Genomic DNA, 16,456 nt, shown 5'->3' on the forward strand with positions numbered 1-16,456 from the left:
GGCTCAGATCGCGCGGATGATCTTGCGCAGTTCCTCGCTGCGCGCCCCGAGCAGCAGCACGTTCTTCATCGCCACCTTCGGATCGTGGGTCTGGAACAGCACGCCGTCGTCGCCCACGGTTCGATTGATTTCCAGCCGGCCCTCGATTTCGGACGGGCTGATGGCGACGGCGAAATACATCCGGCGGTGCTGCGGATCGATCGCCTCGAAGAAGCGCTCTCCCTCGCCGAGTTCGGCATAGAAGTTCGCCATGTAGAAGGACCACTGCACGTTTTCGTCCTGGGTCAGCCGCGTGCTCGAGACGGTGACGTGGCAGTAGCCGAGGTGTGGCATGGAGGCGAGCGTGCGGTGGAAGATCAGCCTGGGAAAGCGGATCGAGCCGTGGAAGCTGTTGATGCGCTCGTGGGTGACACTACCTGCCTTCTCCAGCCTGCGGCCGGTCCGCGCGGCGACCTCGCCATGGCTGAGATAGCGCCTGTCCGCCTCGCTCCATTCCCGCCGCTCGAGCTTGCCGCTGCGCAGGTATTCGGTATAGGCGAACCAGCGCGCGCTCTGCGAACGCTTGAAGGCGACGGCGTCGTAGTATCGGAATTTCGGCGTGGGCTGCACGGAAAGGCGCTCCGGGGCTGGTGCTTTTTGAGCGCAATCATGCGCCCTCATGGTTAATGTCCCCCTTACGCGGTGCCGCAATGGGACGGCTGGCTCCGCTTTGCCGGATGGTCGGCGTGGATGGCGCGGCACAGGAACCGCGCCGGCTGCCGTCGTGACACTGGTGGCGCAAAGAGAATATCTGCCTGTCGAACGCGCAGTTTGCGCAAAATCTTGGCGGCGTTGCGTTTATGGCTTTATAAGCATCTGAATATAAATAATAATTTTAATTGATACCGGGATGAATTGCTGTCGTCAAAGCGGAAGGCGATGTCGCTTTAGGGCGTGTCCGCGTCCCGGCTTTCCGCTTAGATGAAGAGGCTCAAGGTGCTGCCTCGATAGGGAGGGGTGGAGAATTGGGAAGCCGGTGAAAATCCGGCGCTGCCCCCGCAACGGTAAGGGAAGAAATCGCGGCGAAGTGCCACTGGGGAGACCCGGGAAGGCGCCGCGCAGGTCCGCAGAGGACATCTCCCGAGCCCGGAAACCAGCCTTGGAGAAACGTAACGTGACTGGCTGCGGCGGGCGGCCGGGGCGCAGCGAAGCCGTGTCCTGTGACCGGCCGCTTCCGTCCGCGTCCGCATCGGTCGAACCAGGGCTTTGAGGACCGGCAATGGATATCCGCAACGACGTGCTTCGCAAGATCAGGAACCGGCGCGAGGGCTACAGCCTCGACCAGGCTTTCTACATCGACCCCGACCATTATCGCCTCGACCTCGAGACGATCTGGTATCGCGACTGGCTGTTCATCGGCCACGACTGCGAGATCCCGCGCCCGGGGAACTATTTCACAGTGCAGGTCGGCGACTATCCGGTCGTCGTCACGCGCGACCGGCAAGGCACCGTCCGCGCGCTGCACAACTCCTGCCGGCACCGCGGCTCGCGCGTCTGCACCCAGCACAAGGGTTCCTCCGCCAAGCTCGTCTGCCCCTATCACCAGTGGACCTACGAACTGGACGGCACGCTGCTGTTCGCCCGCCACATGGCCGAGGACTTCGACCGGACCGCGCACGGCCTGAAGCCGATCCATTGCGAGACCGTCGGCGGCTACATCTTCATCTGCCTCGCCGACCAGGCGCCGGACTTCGGGCCCTACCGCGAGCTGGCCGAGCCCTACCTCGTCCGTCACCGCCTCGGCGAGACGAAGGTCGCCTTCGAAAGCACGATCGTCGAAAAGGGCAACTGGAAGCTGGTCTGGGAGAACAACCGCGAGTGCTACCACTGCGCGGCCAACCATCCCGAGCTTTGCCGGACCTATCCGGAGGCGCCGAGCGCCACCGGCGTCCAGGGCGCCAAGGATGATCCGGTGATCGCCGAACACTGGCAGCGCTGCGAGGCGGCCGGGCTGCCGAGCGAGTTCCGCATGTCGCCGACAGGGCAGTTCCGCTTCGCGCGGATGCCGCTGGTCGGGGACGCGGAAAGCTACACCATGTCGGGTGGGCCGGCCGTCCGCCGTCCGCTGGCGACGGGCCTGGACGAGCGCCGGATCGGCACGCTGCTGATGTTCCACTATCCGACCACCTGGAACCACGTTCTTGCCGACCACGCGATCACCTTCCGTGTTCTGCCGCTTGGCCCGGAACTGACGCAGGTGACCACCAAGTGGCTGGTCAACAAGGACGCGGTCGAGGGCGTGGACTACACGCTGGAGGAGCTGACCCACGTCTGGACCGAGACCAACGACCAGGACCGCCGCATCGTCGAGGAGAATGCCTTCGGTATCCGTTCGCCCGCCTATGAGCCGGGTCCCTACTCGCCCGAGGACGAGGGCGGCGTGATGCAGTTCGTCGAGTGGTACTGCGCCTTCATGGAGCAGCGCCTTCAGGGCGAAGACCAGATCCTGTTCCGGGTGGCCTGAGATGACGATTCACAGCGAATTCCGCCATTTCGATGAACTGGAGCCCTGGAGCGATCGCCGGCAGCTGCTGGAATGCATCGCGGTCACGGTCGAGGCGCCGGACGTGATGACCTTCGCCTTCCGCTCCGACCGGGCGAACTGGTTCCGCTACATTCCCGGTCAGTTCGTCACGCTCGAGCTGCCGGTCGGTCCGGAGTCGGTGATGCGGACCTACACCCTGTCGTCGACGCCGTCGCGCCCGTTCTCCGTCGCGGTGACGGTGAAGGCGCAGAAGGACAGCGTCGGCACGCGCTGGATGTTCGATCACCTGAGGCCGGGGATGAAGCTGAAGGCCTTCGGGCCGCTCGGCGATTTCTCCTTCGTCCGGCATCCGGGGGAGAAGTACCTGTTCATCTCCGCCGGCTCTGGCATCACCCCGATGATGTCGATGACGCGGTGGATGGCGGACTGCGCCCCGCAGTCCGACGTCACCTTCATTTCCTGCGCGCGCACGCCGTCGGACCTGCTGTTCCGCCCGGAGCTGGAGTTCATGGCGGCGCAGATGCCGAACCTGTCGCTCGGCTTCGTCGTCGAGAGCCACAACCCGCGCGATGGCTGGCACGGCCTGCGCGGGCGGATCGAGACGGCCAAGCTCGCGCTGCTGGCGCCCGACTTCAAGGACCGGACCGTCTTCTGCTGCGGCCCGGAACCGTTCATGCGCGGCGTCAAGGCGATGCTGCAGAGCGTCGGTTTCGAGATGGGGCGCTATCACGAGGAAAGCTTCCAGCCGGCTGCACCGTCCGCACCGGTACCGATGTCGGTGGCGAATGGCGTTGCCGCGGACGCGGGCACGGTCACCTTCGCACGCGCCGGCAAGGAGGCGAAGTGCCAGCCGGGCCAGACCATCCTGCAGACCGCGCGGCTGGCGGGTGTGCGCATCGGCGCCGCCTGCGAGGGCGGGCTCTGCGGCACCTGCCGGGTGATGAAGCTGTCGGGCGATGTCGAGATGACCCACAATGGCGGCATTCTCGACGATGAGATCGCCGAGGGCTACATCCTCGCCTGCTGCTCGCGTCCGATCGGCGACGTGCAGATCGAGGCCTGACGCCGATTGACGGCTGGCGCGACCAGGGGTCGCGCTAGAAGTCCTGGTAGTTCTGCGGCGTCATTTCTCGCCGATCCGGATGCGCCGTGACCGGCACCACCTTGGCCGTTTCTCCCTCCGGGCCCGGCTTGCCTGGCCCGGCGACGAGGACGGAGGCTTCCTGCGCGACCTGCACCTTGGCGAGGGCGCCGACGCCGACGGCGGTCTCGGCGCTGGCGGTGAGCGGCAGCGAGGCCGGCTCCGGCGATGCTGCGCCGCGTTCCAGCGCGGCCGTCACGATGTCGTCGATCGGCCCGTCGTCCGTCGGCGGGAGCGGCTTTTCCGGGACGAGGTCGCCGAAGGCCCAGATCTTGGTCAGCTGCGCGCGGGTCATCGGTGCGACGTTGACGTCGATGTCGTTGAACGTTCCCTTCACGCGGTAGGGGCATCGCCGCTTGTTGCAGTTGGCGCCCGCGGAGAACTGCCAGAGCGCATAGTTGTCCCAGTTGCCGAGCGGGAAGACGGAGCGGATACCGGGCTTGTAGCGGGCATACCACAACGGCAGGCGCGACAGGATGCGATACTTGTCGCGGTTCGCCGCGATGTGGCGCGCCGTCGAGTGGTTGGTGTAGAGCACGGGGTAGCGCCCGGTGCGCGTCCTGATATGGCCGGCGAAGATCTGGGCGTCTTCCAGCGACATGAACTGTTCGGGATCGATGCCCTCGATGTCGAGCACCATCATCTCGTCCGGCTGCGGCTTGGCATAGTCGAGGAAGTGGTTGGCCTGGTCGACCGGATTGTCGGGTCGGGCGAGGTGGTAGGCGCCCCACAGCAGGCCGTGGGATTTGGCAAGCAACCGCCGGGTCTCGTACAGCTCCCGGCTGACGGCATATTTGCGCCACATGGTCTTGCAGTGGGCGATGGTGTCGCCGCCGTGGTCGCCCTTGCATGAGAAGCTCTCCGGCAGGCCGTCGGAGGCCTTGGAAATGAAGCCGGCGATGCGCTTGTCGGTGAGCATCAGCGGCCACTCGATCTCGTTCATCTCATAGGCGTCGATGACGATGGCGTGCTCGGGCTTCTTCCAGGGCTCAAGGTCGGCGGCAGAGGCCGCTCCGGCCCCAATCAGCAAGAGTGCGCCGGCTGCGAGCGCAGACAGTCTTTTCATCATCGTCATGCCGCGATCCCCGCGTTCTGCCCCTCCGCCCCCAATGGTGCTTCGACATGGTTAGCAAGACGTTAACGGGCGGACGCCGGATTGGGCCTGGCTAGGCCCGGGCTGCCGCCGGATGGTGAGCTGGTCCCCTCGTTGCCGGACAAGTGATCTCTAATGTACACCCGCGATCCGGCTTGGAAAGCGCAAATGGCCGGCCGGTCCGTACAAGCCGCGGCAGTGTGGCATGTCGGGAACACCTCGGCCGGCCGACGTCAGAGAATGCCGGTGCGCCGCAGCACCCACCAGGCGAAGGCGACCGAGAGCACGATCAGGCCGAAGGCGAAGGCCGTTCCATGCGTGGTCCCGGCAAAGGGCATGGCCGAGGTGTTCATGCCGAAGAAGCCGGTGACGAGCGTCGGTGGCAGGAGAAAGGCGGTCAGGAGCGACAGGATGTAGAGGTGGCGATTGGTTTCCGACGACAGCCTGGAATCCATTTCCTCGTGCAGCAGCCGGGCGCGCTCCTGCAGGGCGAAGACGTCGCGGTCCACCGCCTCCAGCCTTCCGGTCAGCCGCTCCGCCGTCTCGGCAAAGCCGGCCGGCATCTCGTCCTCGTCGGCGGCCCCGGCGCGCCGCAGCAGCGCGAGCACGGTGCGCAGGTGCCGGTGCAGCCGCACCGCCGTCCGGCGCAGCGGCGCCAGCCGACGACGCTCGTCGCGGGCGTGGTCGCCATAGACGCTGTCCTCGATCAGGTTCAACTCCTGGGTCAGTTCCAGCACCATGGTGATCAGCGTGCGCTGGAACTCGACCACCAGCAGTTCGAAGACGTCGATCGGCCGCCGGCATTTCGGGCTTTTCTCGAGCGCCGCCTTGACGCGGTCGACGCTGCGCAGCGGGTGCAGGCGGGTGGTGACCATGACCCGGTCGGTGACGGCGAAATGCAGCCAGCCGATCTCCTTGGTCATCTCGTCGAAGGTGCGCTCGAAATCGACCAGCGTGCCGTAGGCGATGTCGCCCGAGACGGTGAGTGCCGCCTGGGTGTCGCTGCTCGTCAGTGTCTGCAGGGCCGGTTCCGGCAACTGGCCCAGCCGCTCCAGCAGCGCCGGGGTCCGAGCGTCGCTGAGCGCCAGGTGCAGCCAGACAAAGCCGTCGCCCGCCGTCAGCGCCGATTCCGGCGAGGTCGCCTCGATGCGGCTGCACGACCCGGTCTCCGGATCGATTCGATAGGCCCAGACAAGGCCGGGAATTTCGGGTGTTAGGTGATCCATGGGCGGCAAGGGCTGGCAGGTTTGGCACCGGTCTAGCCGCACTGTGTGACAGTTGTGTTGCGGGTGGGCCCGGCGTGGCGAGGGCGTGCTTCCCTTGGATTGACGTTTACGTAAAAATAAATAATCTGCCCTCGCATTGCGCCGAAGCAGTACACCCGCCATGCTGGCGGGCGCCAGGCGCAGGCCGTCTATGAGGAGGACCATCATGTACAAGGCTCCGGTCGAGGAGATCGCCTTCACGCTGCGGCACGTGGCCGGGCTCGCATCCGCGCTGTCCGAAAACCGCTTCGGCGAGCTTTCCGACGATCTCGTCGACGCGATCCTGTCCGAGGCCGGCCGCTTCGCCAGCGAGGAGATCGCCCCGCTGGCCGAGATCGGGGACCGCGAGGGGGTCACGCTCGACAATGCCGAGGTGCGGACGCCCGAGGGCTGGCCGGCCCTCTACCGGGCCTGGGCCGAGGGGGGCTGGAACGGCTTGACGTCCGCGTCGGAATTCGGCGGGCAGGGGCTGCCGCACATGCTCCATGTCGCCACGATGGAGATGTGGAACAGCGGATCGATGGCCTTCGCCATCGGCCCGACGCTGACGATCGGCGCCGTCGAGGCCCTGGCCGCGCACGGATCGGCGGAGCTGAAACAGATGTATCTGCCGAGGATGGTGTCGGGCGAGTGGATGGGTTCGATGAACCTGACCGAGCCGCATGCCGGCTCCGACCTCGGTGTGATGAAGACCCGGGCGGAACGGCGCGCCGACGGCACCTATCGCCTGTTCGGCCAGAAGATCTTCATCACCTATGGCGAGCACGACTTCACCGACAACATCGTCCATCTGGTGCTCGCCCGCCTGCCCGATGCCCCGGCCGGCACCCGCGGCATTTCCCTGTTCCTGGTGCCGAAGTTCCTGGTCAGTGCCGACGGGTCGCTCGGGCCGCGCAATGACGTGTTCTGCCACTCGCTCGAGCACAAGCTCGGCATCCACGGCTCACCCACCTGCACGATGATCTATGGCGACGGCCGCTTCGGCGACGAGCCCGGCGCGATCGCCTGGCTGGTCGGCGAGGAGAACAAGGGGCTGGCCTGCATGTTCACCATGATGAACAACGCCCGCCTTGCGGTCGGCATGCAAGGGGTGGCGATCGCCGAGGCCGCGACGCAAAAAGCGACCGCCTATGCCCGGGAACGCACGCAGGGCAGGGCGCCCGGCTGGCAGGGCGACGGCATGAGCCCGATCATCGCGCATCCCGACGTCGCCCGGATGCTGCTGACGATGAAGGCGCTGACCCAAGGCGCGCGCGCCATCACCTATGCCTGCGCCCATGCGGTGGACATGGCGCACGCCACCGAGGGCGACGACGCCCGCCACTGGGCCGAGCGCGCCAGCCTCCTGACGCCGATCGCCAAGAGCTTTGCCACCGATGCCGGGGTCGACGTCGCCTCGCTCGGCGTGCAGGTTCACGGCGGCATGGGCTTCATCGAGGAGACCGGCGCCGCCCGGCTCTACCGCGATGCCCGCATCGCGCCGATTTACGAGGGCACCAACGGCATCCAGGCGATCGATCTCGTCACGCGCAAGCTGCCGTTGTCGGGCGGTCGCCAGGTCGGCGGGCTGATCGAGGAACTGCGGTCGGTCGCGCGCGCGGTCGCCGCCTCCAACGATCCGGCCTTCGGCGAGACGGCGGACCGCCTAGAGGCGAGCCTGGCCGACCTCGAGGCGGCGACCGGCTGGCTCGGTGCGGCACTTTCGGACGCCCGGCAGGCCGAGGCGCTGGCCGGCGCCACGCCATACCAGCGGCTGTTCGGCCTGGCGCTGACCGGCGCCTATCTGGCCAGGGGTGCGCTGGCAAAGGCCGGCGACGGCCGAAGCGGTGAGCGGATCGCCCTTTGCCGTTTCGCCGCCGAGAACATGCTGGCCGAAACGGCGGCCCTCAAGGACCGTGTCGTCAACGGCGCGGCCAGCCTTGCGGCGGCGCGAGTGGTCCTGGGCTGAAGGGAAGGAACATCACCATGACCGATCATATTCTTGTCGAGCGCCCCGGCTCCGCCCCCGGCGTGCAGGTGATCCGCTTCAACCGGCCGGAAAAGAAGAACGCCATCACCCGCGCCATGTACCAGCGGATGACCGAGGCCCTGCGCGGTGCCGACGTCGACCCGGCGGTCCGCGCGACCGTGCTGCTCGGCACGGAGGGATGCTTTTCGGCGGGCAACGACCTGTCCGATTTTCTCGCCTTTGCCATGGGCGGCACCATGGGCCGCGAGGTCGTGGATTTCCTGCACGCGCTCGCCGCCCACACCAAGCCGCTGGTCTCCGGCGTCGACGGCCTGGCCATCGGCGTCGGCACGACGATCCACCTGCATTGCGACATGACCGTCGCCTCGTCGCAGGCGGTGTTCAAGACGCCGTTCGTCGACCTGGCGCTGGTGCCGGAGGCGGCCTCCAGCCTGATCGCGCCGCGCCTCATGGGCCACCAGCGTGCCTTCGCCCTGCTCGTTGCCGGCGAGGCCTTCACGGCCGAGCAGGCGCGCGACGCCGGCCTGATCTGGAAGATCGTGGATGCGGTCGAGAGCGAGGCGATGGCCATCGCCACGCGGCTCGCGGCTAAGCCACCGGAAGCGCTGCGCACGGCGCGCGAGCTCATGCGCGGCAGCCGCGAGGAAGTCGAGGGCCGGATCGACGAGGAGGCTCACCATTTTGCCGTGCGCCTGCGCAGCGCCGAGGCCCGCGCCGCCTTCGAGGCGTTCATGGCAAAGAAGTAGGAAGCCGCGACGGTCGGGCGCTGCGGATGGCTGAGGCGCCCCATTGTCCGAGGCCCTGGGCTAAGTCCGGCCCTCATGCGCGGCGGCGGCCGCCGGCCAGGTCGTTGTCGCCGCAGCCGTCCCAACTCTTGGCATCTGCCGCCGCCCCATGGTGAGGACGCGCGCCGGCCCGCGGCCGGGACGTCGCAATGGCCCCGCGGCGACGATTTCACAACTTTTCACTCGCCGTTCCCGATGGCGGCTGCAATCATGCGCGCGGCAAGTGGTTCAGTTCAGGGACGGCTTCAGCCGAAATCCACATGACCTATGATCTTTCAGTCAATGGCACGACCTACGCCGTCGACGTGGACGGCGATATCCCGCTGCTATGGGTGTTGCGCGACACCATAGGCCTTACCGGGACCAAGTTCGGCTGCGGCATCGCCATGTGCGGCGCGTGCACCGTCCATGTCGACGGCTTGCCGATGCGATCGTGCGTGATGCCGGTCGCGGACGCGGTCTCCAGGTCCATCACCACCATCGAGGCCATCGGTGAGACCGCCGAGGGCGCGCGGATCCAGAAGGCCTGGCTTGACCTCGACGTGGTGCAATGCGGCTACTGTCAGTCCGGGCAGATCATGTCCGCGGCCGCCCTGCTGGGCGCGAACCCGTCGCCGACCGACGACGATATCGATGCCGTGATGGCCGGCAACATCTGTCGCTGCGGCACCTATGCGCGCATCCGCGCCGCCATCAAGCAGGCTGCAAAGGGGTGATGCGATGTCAGTCTTCGATCGAACCGGCCTTGCCGTCTCGCGCCGCAACTTCTTGATCGCCGCATCGTTGACCGGGGCGGGCCTCGTCATCGGCCTGCGGCCGTCGCCGGCGTCCGCCGCCGCCGAGCCTTTCGCGCCGGACGCCTTCATCCGCATACCCGCCGAAGGCAAGATCGCCTTCGTCATGGCCTCCGTCGAAATGGGGCAGGGGATCTATACCGCCGTCGCCATGATGCTCGCCGAAGAGCTGGACGTGACGATGGATCAGGTGATCCTCGAGCACGCCCCCGCCGATCCTTCGCTCTACGCAAACCCCTTGCTCGGCGACCAGATCACCGGCGGCTCGCTCGCCGTGCGGGGGGTCTACGAACAGATGCGCAAGGCGGGTGCCGCCGCCCGCATCATGCTGGTGAATGCCGCGGCGCGCGGCTGGGGCGTCGCCCCTGGGACGTGCACGGCCGAGGCCGGCCACGTCCTCCATGGCGCAAGCGGCCGAAGCATCGCCTATGGCGATCTGATCGAGGTCGCGGCCGCGGAAGCGGTTCCGCAGGAGGTGCCGCTCAAGCCGGCCTCCAGCTTCAAGCTGATCGGCCAGCCTGCCCGGCGTCTCGACAGTCCCGAGAAGGTCAACGGCACGGCGAAATACGGCATCGATGCGCGTCCGGAAGGCGTATCCTATGCCGCGATTGCCATCTGTCCACACTTCGGCGGCAAGCTGCGCTCGGTCGACGATGGCCCGGCCATGGCGGTCAAGGGCGTCAAGCAGATCGTCCGCATCGACGAGGCGGTCGCCGTCGTCGCCGACAATACCGGCTCGGCCCGCAAGGCGCTGGCAGCGCTGGCGATCGACTGGGATCCGGGTCCGCATGCCAGGCTCACGACCGCCGATCTCGAAAGGCGCATCGAGGAGGCGGTCGGCGGGGGCGACGCCCTGCCGCATATCCTGGAGGGCGACGTGGCGAAGGTTGAAGCCGAACATGGGCCCGTTCATGAGTTCATCTACCGGCAGCCGATCCTCACCCATTCGGCGATGGAGCCGATGAACTGCACCGTCCATGTCCGCGGCGACGGCTGCGAGGTCTGGGTGGGCACCCAGGTCATGGGCCGGGCAAGACAGGCGGTGGCCGACGTGACCGGCCTGCCGGTGGAGCAGGTCGTCGTGCACAATCACATGCTCGGCGGCGGCTTCGGCCGCAGGCTGGATGTCGACGGCGTCATCCTGGCGGCGAAAATCGCAAGGCAGGTGGATGGGCCGGTCAAGGTCACCTGGAGCCGCGAGGAGGACATCCGCCACGACTGCTACCGCTACCTCAACTACAGCAAGGTCAGCGCGACGCTGGGCCCTGACGGCATGCCGGTATCCTGGCGGCACCGCGTCATCGGCCCGTCGGTGATGGCGCGCTGGCACCCGCCCTTCGTGCGCGAAGGCATCGATCTCGACATCATGGCAGGCGCGGAATCGCCCTACGCCATCCCGCACAGATACACCGAATTTGTGCGCCACGAGGCCCCGGACGGCATGTTGACGGGCAACTGGCGCGGCGTCGGCGCCACGCGCAACACGCCGCCGATCGAAGGCAGCATCGACGAGCTGGCCCATATCGCCGGCATCGATCCGCTCGACTATCGGCGGCGGCTGCTGCAGGACAAGCCGCGGCTGCTCGGCGTGCTCGACCTTGCCGCCGAGAAGGTCGGCTGGTCCGCCCCACTCCCCGCCGGCAAGGGCCGGGGAATTGCGCTCGCTGAGGATTTCGGCAGCTTTGCCGCGATGATCGCCGAAGTCTCCGTGGCAGACGGCAACGTCCGGGCCGACCGCATCGTCTGCGCCGTCGATTGCGGCCAGGTCATCAACCCGGACACGGTCGAGGCGCAGGTGCAGAGCGGCATCGTCTACGGGCTGAGCGCTGCCCTTTACGGGCGCATCACCGTCGAAAACGGCGCCGTCGTCGAAGGCAATTTCGACGATTCCCCGGTGCTGCGGATCAACGAGATGCCGGCGATCGAGGTTTATATCGTGCCGAGTTCGGAGGCTCCGGGCGGCATCGGCGAGCTTGGCACGCCGGGTGTCGCGCCGTCGCTCTTCAATGCGATCTTCGTGGCGACCGGCAAGCGGCTGCGGTCGCTTCCGATCGACCAGAACGACCTGCGGAGGGTGTGATCGTGGCCCGCTACGCCATCCCCCTTGCCGCTGCCCTTGTCGCAACGGCCGTGATTGCCGGTCTGGCCCCCCTTCGGGGCCACGCCGAAACCTCGGACGGTGGAGCGCTGAAGCCTGCATCCGACTTCGGCTCGATATCCGATCCCGGTGAGCGCTCGAAGGCCATCTTCGCGGAGGCCAGCCGCGTCCTGACCCATCCGCGCTGCATCAACTGCCATCCGGCGACGCGCAGCCCGACCCAGGGCGAGGACATGCATCCCCACGTGCCTCTGATCGTTGCCAGCGAAAGCTCGCTCGGCCCGGCCGGGCTTTTCTGCGGCACCTGCCACGGCGAGGAGAACCGGCCGATCGTCGGCAGCCGGATGAAGTCCATTCCCGGCAACGCCCACTGGTCGCTGGCGCCGGAGAGCATGGCCTGGCAGGGGCTGACGGTCGGCGAGATCTGCCAGCAGGTGAAGGACCCGAGCCGCAACGGCGATCGGTCCCATGCCGACCTCGTCCGCCACATGGGCGAGGATCACCTGGTCGGCTGGGCCTGGCACCCGGGCGAGGGGCGGAGCACGCCTCCCGGCTCGCAGGCGGAGCTCGCCGCCCTGATCGCCGCCTGGGTGGAGACCGGGGCAGAGTGTCCCGACTGACGGGGCAGGCCTTGACGAGGGGACCGGAACGTGACCGCTCCCGGTTGTGCGGCAGCGGGCAGCCCGCGTGGCGCTATTTCTCCAGCGTCGCCACGGCCTCGACGTGCGGCGACCACAGGAACTGGTCGATCGGCGTCACGCCGGTGATGCGGTAGCCGGCCGCGGCGAGGATCGACAGGTCGCGCGCGAGCGTTGCCGGGTTGCAGGAGACGGCGGCGATCCGCTTGACGCCCGAGCGCGCCAGTTCGCGGCACTGCTCTTCGGCCCCGGCGCGCGGCGGGTCGAACACGACCGCGTCGAACCCCTTCAGTTCCGCGGCCATCAGCGGGCGGCGGAACAGGTCGCGTTTCTCCACCGTCACCGGCTTCAGGCCCTGTGCGTGGCGCGCGGCGTGGTCGAGCGCCTGCAGCGCCTTCTCGTCGCCTTCCACCGCGTGCACGCGGGCAATCCGGGCGATCCGCAGCGCGAAGGTGCCGGAACCGGAGAAGAGGTCGGCGACACGCTTGGCCTTGTCGAGATGGTCGAGCACGAGCGCCGCCATCGCATCCTCGGCCGGCCTGGTCGCCTGGGTGAAGCCGCCGGCCGGCGGCGTGACGGCAACCCCGCCGAAATCGATCTGCGGCTTCTGCGGCTCGATCAGGATTTCGCCGTCATGGGAGACCCGTGCGATGCCGCGCAGCGACAGCACCCGCTCGGTGACCGCGCGCCGCTGCCTGTCGCCGAGCTTGCGGATGCCCTCGAAGGCGAGGTCGAGGCCGGCGAGCGTCTCCAGCACGGTCAGGCGAAATCCCTGGCTGTCGGTGGTGAGCGCCGCCGCCACCGCGCGCACGGCATCGAGCCGCGCGACGATACCCGGACTGCTGATCGGACATTCGTCGATGTCGACGATGTGGTGGCTCGACGCCTGGTTGAACCCGAGCAGCATGCCCTTCTCGGTCCTGCGCGCGGTGAAAGCCACGCGCCGCCGTTCGCCGGGGCGCGCGACCACCAGCGGGGCCACCGCCGGCACCAGTCCTCTCGCCTTCAGCGCATCGACGACGACGTCGCGCTTGAAGGCGTGGTAAAGCTCCTCGCCGGCATGCTGCAGCGAACAGCCGCCGCAGGTGCCGTTCTTGCCGTCGGGGCCGAAATGGCGGCAGGCGGGGGCGACGCGCTGCGGCGAGGGGACGGTGAGCGACATCACGGTGCCGTGGTTCTTTACGCGCGCGATCGCCACGGTCTCGCCCGGCAGGGCGAAGGGCACGTAGACGGGGCCGTCCGGGCCGTCGGCAATGCCGTCGCCCCCGTGCCCGAGCCGCTTGATCGTCACTGTTTCCGTGCTCATGGCTTCCGTCCTGCGAGTAGGTATTCCTGGTTTCCGTCTCCGCCGGCGATCGGCGAGGGCATGATGCCGAGGCTGCGCCAGCCCATGTCCTCGACCAGCCAGCGCTCGAGCGAGGCGGCGATGGCCGGTCCGGCGCTGGGGTCCCTGAGCAGCCCGCCCTTGCCGATCGCCGCGCGTCCGGCCTCGAACTGCGGCTTCACCAGCAGCACGGCGAAGGCGTCGGCACCGGCCAGCGACAGCGCCGGCGGCAGCGCCAGTCGCAGCGAGATGAAGGACACGTCCGAGACGACGCAGCCGATCGGTCGGCCGCCGGCGTCTGCGGCCGACAGCGTGCGCGCGTTCAGGCCCTCCAGATTGGTCACGCGCGGATCCTGCGCGATCTTCGGATGCATCTGGCCGTGGCCGACGTCGACGGCGACGACGTGGCGCGCGCCGCGCAGCAGCAGCACCTCGGTGAAGCCGCCGGTCGAGGCGCCGATGTCGAGGCCGTCGAGCCCGTCCGGGTCGAGGCCGAAGTGGTCGAGGGCGGCGACGAGCTTCAGCGCCGCCCGCGAGACATAGCCGCGGGCCGGGTCGTCAATCTCGATGGCCGCCTCCGCGCCGACCGTCGCGCCCGCCTTGGTCGCGATCCGGCCGTCGACGCGCACGGTGCCGCGGTCGATCGCATCGCGGGCCCGCGAGCGGCTGTCGAACAGGCCGCGCGCCACGAGCAACTGGTCGAGGCGGAGGGAAGGGGCGGTTTGGTCGCTCATCGCCACTCCATGGCGCGTCGCGGCCATGGAGGCAAGCTACTTTTCTGCGTTCGGGGCGGCGATCGCGGCCTTGCGCTATCCTGCGACGCCGACGCCGATGTCCTTCTGGCCGAGCGCCTTGAATACGGTGGAGACGATGCCGGCGCGGTCGAGGCCGGCTCTGGCATACATGCTCTCCGGCTTGCCCTGCTCCATCCAGACGTCGGGGAGCGCCATCGGCCGCACCTTCAGGCCGCTGTCCAGCAGCCCCTCCAGCGCCAGGAACTGCAGCACCTGGCTGCCGAAGCCGCCGACCGAGCCTTCCTCGATCGTCACCAGCACCTCGTGGTGGCGGGCGAGCTGGCGAATCAGGTCGTGGTCGAGCGGTTTGGCGAAACGCGCGTCGGCAACCGTGGTGGAAAGGCCGGCGGCATCGAGATCTTCCGCCGCGAGCTGACATTCCAGCAGCCGCGTGCCGAACGAGAGCAGCGCCACCTTCGAGCCCTGCTTGACGAGCCGCCCCTTGCCGATCTGCAGGATTTCGCCACGCGCGGGCATGTCCACGCCCACGCCTTCGCCGCGCGGATAGCGGAACGAGATCGGGCCCTCGTCATAGGCCGCGGCGGTGCGCACCATGTGCTTCAGCTCCGCCTCGTCCGCGGCCGCCATGACGACGAAACCGGGGAGGGTGGCAAGGTAGGCGGTGTCGAACGAACCTGCGTGCGTCGGGCCGTCGGCGCCGACCAGCCCGGCGCGGTCGATCGGGAAGCGCACCGGCAGGCCCTGGATCGCGACGTCGTGCACGACCTGGTCGTAGGCGCGCTGCAGGAAGGTCGAATAGAGTGCCGCGAACGGTTTGTAGCCCTCGGCGGCCAGCCCGGCGGCGAAGGTGACGGCGTGCTGCTCGGCAATGCCGACGTCGAACAGGCGGGCCGGATAGACCTCGCGGAACTTGTCGAGCCCGGTGCCGCTCGGCATCGCCGCGGTGATGCCGATGATCTTGTCGTCGTGGGCCGCCTCCTGGATCAGCGCCTCGGCGAAGACCGAGGTGTAGGAGGGGGCGTTCGGCTTGGCCTTGGCCTGTGCGCCGGTGATGACGTCGAAGCGGTTGACGCCGTGGTACTTGTCCGCCGCAGCCTCGGCCGGGGCATAGCCCTTGCCTTTCTGCGTCACGACATGGATCAGCACCGGCCCCTTGGCGTTGTCGCGAACATTGCGCAACACCGGCAGCAGGTGGTCGAAGGAGTGGCCGTCGATCGGGCCGATGTGGTAGAAACCCATCTCCTCGAACAGCGTGCCGCCGGTGACGTAGCCGCGCGCATGTTCGACGGCGCGGGTGATGGCGCGGTCGACCGACTTGCCGAGATAGGCCGTCATCTTCTTGCCGAGCTCGCGGAAGCCCATATAGGTGCGGCCCGAGGCCAGGCGCGCCAGGTAGGCGCTCATGGCGCCGGTCGGCGGCGCGATCGACATGTCGTTGTCGTTCAGGATCACGATCAGCCGGGCGTCGAGCGCACCGGCATTGTTGAGCGCCTCGTAGGCCATGCCGGCCGACATGGCGCCGTCGCCGATGACGGCGATGACGTTGCGCTCCGTGCCCGAGAGCTCCGCCGCCACCGCCATGCCGAGGCCGGCGGAGATCGAGGTCGACGAATGGGCGGCGCCGAAGGGGTCGTATTCGCTCTCCGCCCGGCGGGTGAAGCCCGACAGTCCGTCCTCCTGACGCAGCGTGCGGATCCGGTCGCGGCGGCCGGTGAGGATCTTGTGCGGATAGCACTGGTGGCCGACATCGAAGATCAGCCGGTCATGCGGAGTGTCGAACACCTTGTGGATGGCGATGGTCAGCTCGACGACACCCAGGCCGGCGCCGAGATGGCCGCCGGTCACCGAGACGGCGTCGACCATTTCGCTGCGCAGTTCGGCGGCGAGCTGCGGCAGGTCACGGTCCTCCAGCTTCTTCAGATCCGAGGGAAGGTCGACCTGGTCGAGCAGGGGGGTGGCTGGCAATTGTTTCACTCTCGATGCCCTTTTGCGGATCGTCGGCCGGCCACGTCCTTGCTCGGCCTTGCCGTCGTCCTGTTCTGCCTGTCATTGCCGATGCAGCGGCGCTTT

At 68.0% G+C, this 16,456-nt stretch carries 13 protein-coding genes and 1 riboswitch; of the genes, 7 read left to right on the plus strand and 6 right to left on the minus strand.

What is annotated here, in order from left to right:
* Positions 1–3: 3 nt before the first annotated feature.
* Positions 4–609 (minus strand): DUF6656 family protein, encoded by a 606-nt coding sequence (locus ACXAGF_RS04580; protein WP_475014826.1) that lies wholly within the window; start codon positions 607–609, stop codon positions 4–6.
* 347 nt (positions 610–956) lie between these two features.
* Positions 957–1,155, plus strand: a riboswitch (cobalamin riboswitch).
* A gap of 103 nt (positions 1,156–1,258) precedes the next feature.
* Between ACXAGF_RS04580 and ACXAGF_RS04585 the strand changes: the two genes are divergently transcribed.
* A complete protein-coding gene (locus ACXAGF_RS04585; RefSeq protein ID WP_475014828.1) occupies positions 1,259–2,503 on the plus strand; it encodes an aromatic ring-hydroxylating oxygenase subunit alpha in 1,245 nt (414 codons plus the stop codon).
* Between the two features lies 1 nt (position 2,504).
* Positions 2,505–3,587, plus strand: coding sequence for an FAD-binding oxidoreductase (locus ACXAGF_RS04590; RefSeq protein ID WP_475014830.1), 1,083 nt, complete (start codon positions 2,505–2,507; stop codon positions 3,585–3,587).
* 34 nt (positions 3,588–3,621) lie between these two features.
* Here ACXAGF_RS04590 and ACXAGF_RS04595 read toward each other — a convergent pair whose 3' ends face one another.
* Both ACXAGF_RS04595 and ACXAGF_RS04600 read right to left on the minus strand, forming a co-directional pair.
* Positions 3,622–4,734, minus strand: coding sequence for a glycoside hydrolase family 25 protein (locus tag ACXAGF_RS04595; protein ID WP_475019208.1), 1,113 nt, complete (start codon positions 4,732–4,734; stop codon positions 3,622–3,624).
* A gap of 257 nt (positions 4,735–4,991) precedes the next feature.
* Complete coding sequence (locus tag ACXAGF_RS04600; RefSeq protein ID WP_475014832.1) at positions 4,992–5,984, minus strand: transporter; 993 nt, start codon at positions 5,982–5,984, stop codon at positions 4,992–4,994.
* A 205-nt stretch (positions 5,985–6,189) separates the two neighbouring features.
* Here ACXAGF_RS04600 and ACXAGF_RS04605 point away from each other — a divergent pair, with 205 nt between their 5' ends.
* The 5 genes from ACXAGF_RS04605 (at position 6,190) to ACXAGF_RS04625 (ending at position 12,289) form a co-directional block, all read left to right on the plus strand.
* Positions 6,190–7,971: an acyl-CoA dehydrogenase gene (locus ACXAGF_RS04605; RefSeq protein WP_475014833.1), complete on the plus strand. Its 1,782-nt coding sequence runs from the start codon at positions 6,190–6,192 to the stop codon at positions 7,969–7,971.
* Between the two features lie 17 nt (positions 7,972–7,988).
* A complete protein-coding gene (locus ACXAGF_RS04610) occupies positions 7,989–8,738 on the plus strand; it encodes a crotonase/enoyl-CoA hydratase family protein (protein ID WP_475014835.1) in 750 nt (249 codons plus the stop codon).
* A gap of 299 nt (positions 8,739–9,037) precedes the next feature.
* On the plus strand, positions 9,038–9,493 hold the full coding sequence (locus tag ACXAGF_RS04615) for a (2Fe-2S)-binding protein (protein ID WP_475014837.1): 456 nt from the start codon (positions 9,038–9,040) through the stop codon (positions 9,491–9,493).
* Positions 9,494–9,497: 4 nt separating this feature from the next.
* On the plus strand, positions 9,498–11,651 hold the full coding sequence (locus ACXAGF_RS04620) for a xanthine dehydrogenase family protein molybdopterin-binding subunit (protein ID WP_475014839.1): 2,154 nt from the start codon (positions 9,498–9,500) through the stop codon (positions 11,649–11,651).
* Between the two features lie 2 nt (positions 11,652–11,653).
* Complete coding sequence (locus tag ACXAGF_RS04625; RefSeq protein WP_475014840.1) at positions 11,654–12,289, plus strand: Isoquinoline 1-oxidoreductase subunit; 636 nt, start codon at positions 11,654–11,656, stop codon at positions 12,287–12,289.
* A 73-nt stretch (positions 12,290–12,362) separates the two neighbouring features.
* Here ACXAGF_RS04625 and ACXAGF_RS04630 read toward each other — a convergent pair whose 3' ends face one another.
* From ACXAGF_RS04630 to dxs, 3 genes are read right to left on the minus strand one after another with little or no spacing between them, the layout of a single operon-like run.
* Positions 12,363–13,613 (minus strand): class I SAM-dependent RNA methyltransferase, encoded by a 1,251-nt coding sequence (locus tag ACXAGF_RS04630; protein ID WP_475014842.1) that lies wholly within the window; start codon positions 13,611–13,613, stop codon positions 12,363–12,365.
* Positions 13,610–14,392: a TlyA family RNA methyltransferase gene (locus tag ACXAGF_RS04635; RefSeq protein ID WP_475014845.1), complete on the minus strand. Its 783-nt coding sequence runs from the start codon at positions 14,390–14,392 to the stop codon at positions 13,610–13,612. Before ACXAGF_RS04635 ends, ACXAGF_RS04630 begins: the two co-directional genes overlap by 4 nt.
* Before the next feature lie 48 nt (positions 14,393–14,440).
* On the minus strand, positions 14,441–16,360 hold the full coding sequence (gene dxs / locus ACXAGF_RS04640) for a 1-deoxy-D-xylulose-5-phosphate synthase (RefSeq protein ID WP_475014846.1): 1,920 nt from the start codon (positions 16,358–16,360) through the stop codon (positions 14,441–14,443).
* Between the last annotated feature and the right edge of the window lie 96 nt (positions 16,361–16,456).

The sequence above is a fragment of the Mycoplana sp. ABR4_002 genome (genome assembly GCF_056159645.1).

What these genes read in the sequence shown, in the direction of transcription:
- ACXAGF_RS04620 (WP_475014839.1), top strand. Translation starts at nt 9,498, where the DNA reads ATGTCAGTCTTCGATCGAACCGGCCTTGCCGTCTCGCGCCGCAACTTC.
- ACXAGF_RS04610 (WP_475014835.1), top strand. Translation starts at nt 7,989, where the DNA reads ATGACCGATCATATTCTTGTCGAGCGCCCCGGCTCCGCCCCCGGCGTG.
- ACXAGF_RS04615 (WP_475014837.1), top strand. Translation starts at nt 9,038, where the DNA reads ATGACCTATGATCTTTCAGTCAATGGCACGACCTACGCCGTCGACGTG.
- ACXAGF_RS04635 (WP_475014845.1), bottom strand. Translation starts at nt 14,392, where the DNA reads ATGGCCGCGACGCGCCATGGAGTGGCGATGAGCGACCAAACCGCCCCT.
- ACXAGF_RS04605 (WP_475014833.1), top strand. Translation starts at nt 6,190, where the DNA reads ATGTACAAGGCTCCGGTCGAGGAGATCGCCTTCACGCTGCGGCACGTG.
- ACXAGF_RS04590 (WP_475014830.1), top strand. Translation starts at nt 2,505, where the DNA reads ATGACGATTCACAGCGAATTCCGCCATTTCGATGAACTGGAGCCCTGG.
- ACXAGF_RS04630 (WP_475014842.1), bottom strand. Translation starts at nt 13,613, where the DNA reads ATGAGCACGGAAACAGTGACGATCAAGCGGCTCGGGCACGGGGGCGAC.
- ACXAGF_RS04585 (WP_475014828.1), top strand. Translation starts at nt 1,259, where the DNA reads ATGGATATCCGCAACGACGTGCTTCGCAAGATCAGGAACCGGCGCGAG.
- ACXAGF_RS04595 (WP_475019208.1), bottom strand. Translation starts at nt 4,734, where the DNA reads ATGATGAAAAGACTGTCTGCGCTCGCAGCCGGCGCACTCTTGCTGATT.
- ACXAGF_RS04600 (WP_475014832.1), bottom strand. Translation starts at nt 5,984, where the DNA reads ATGGATCACCTAACACCCGAAATTCCCGGCCTTGTCTGGGCCTATCGA.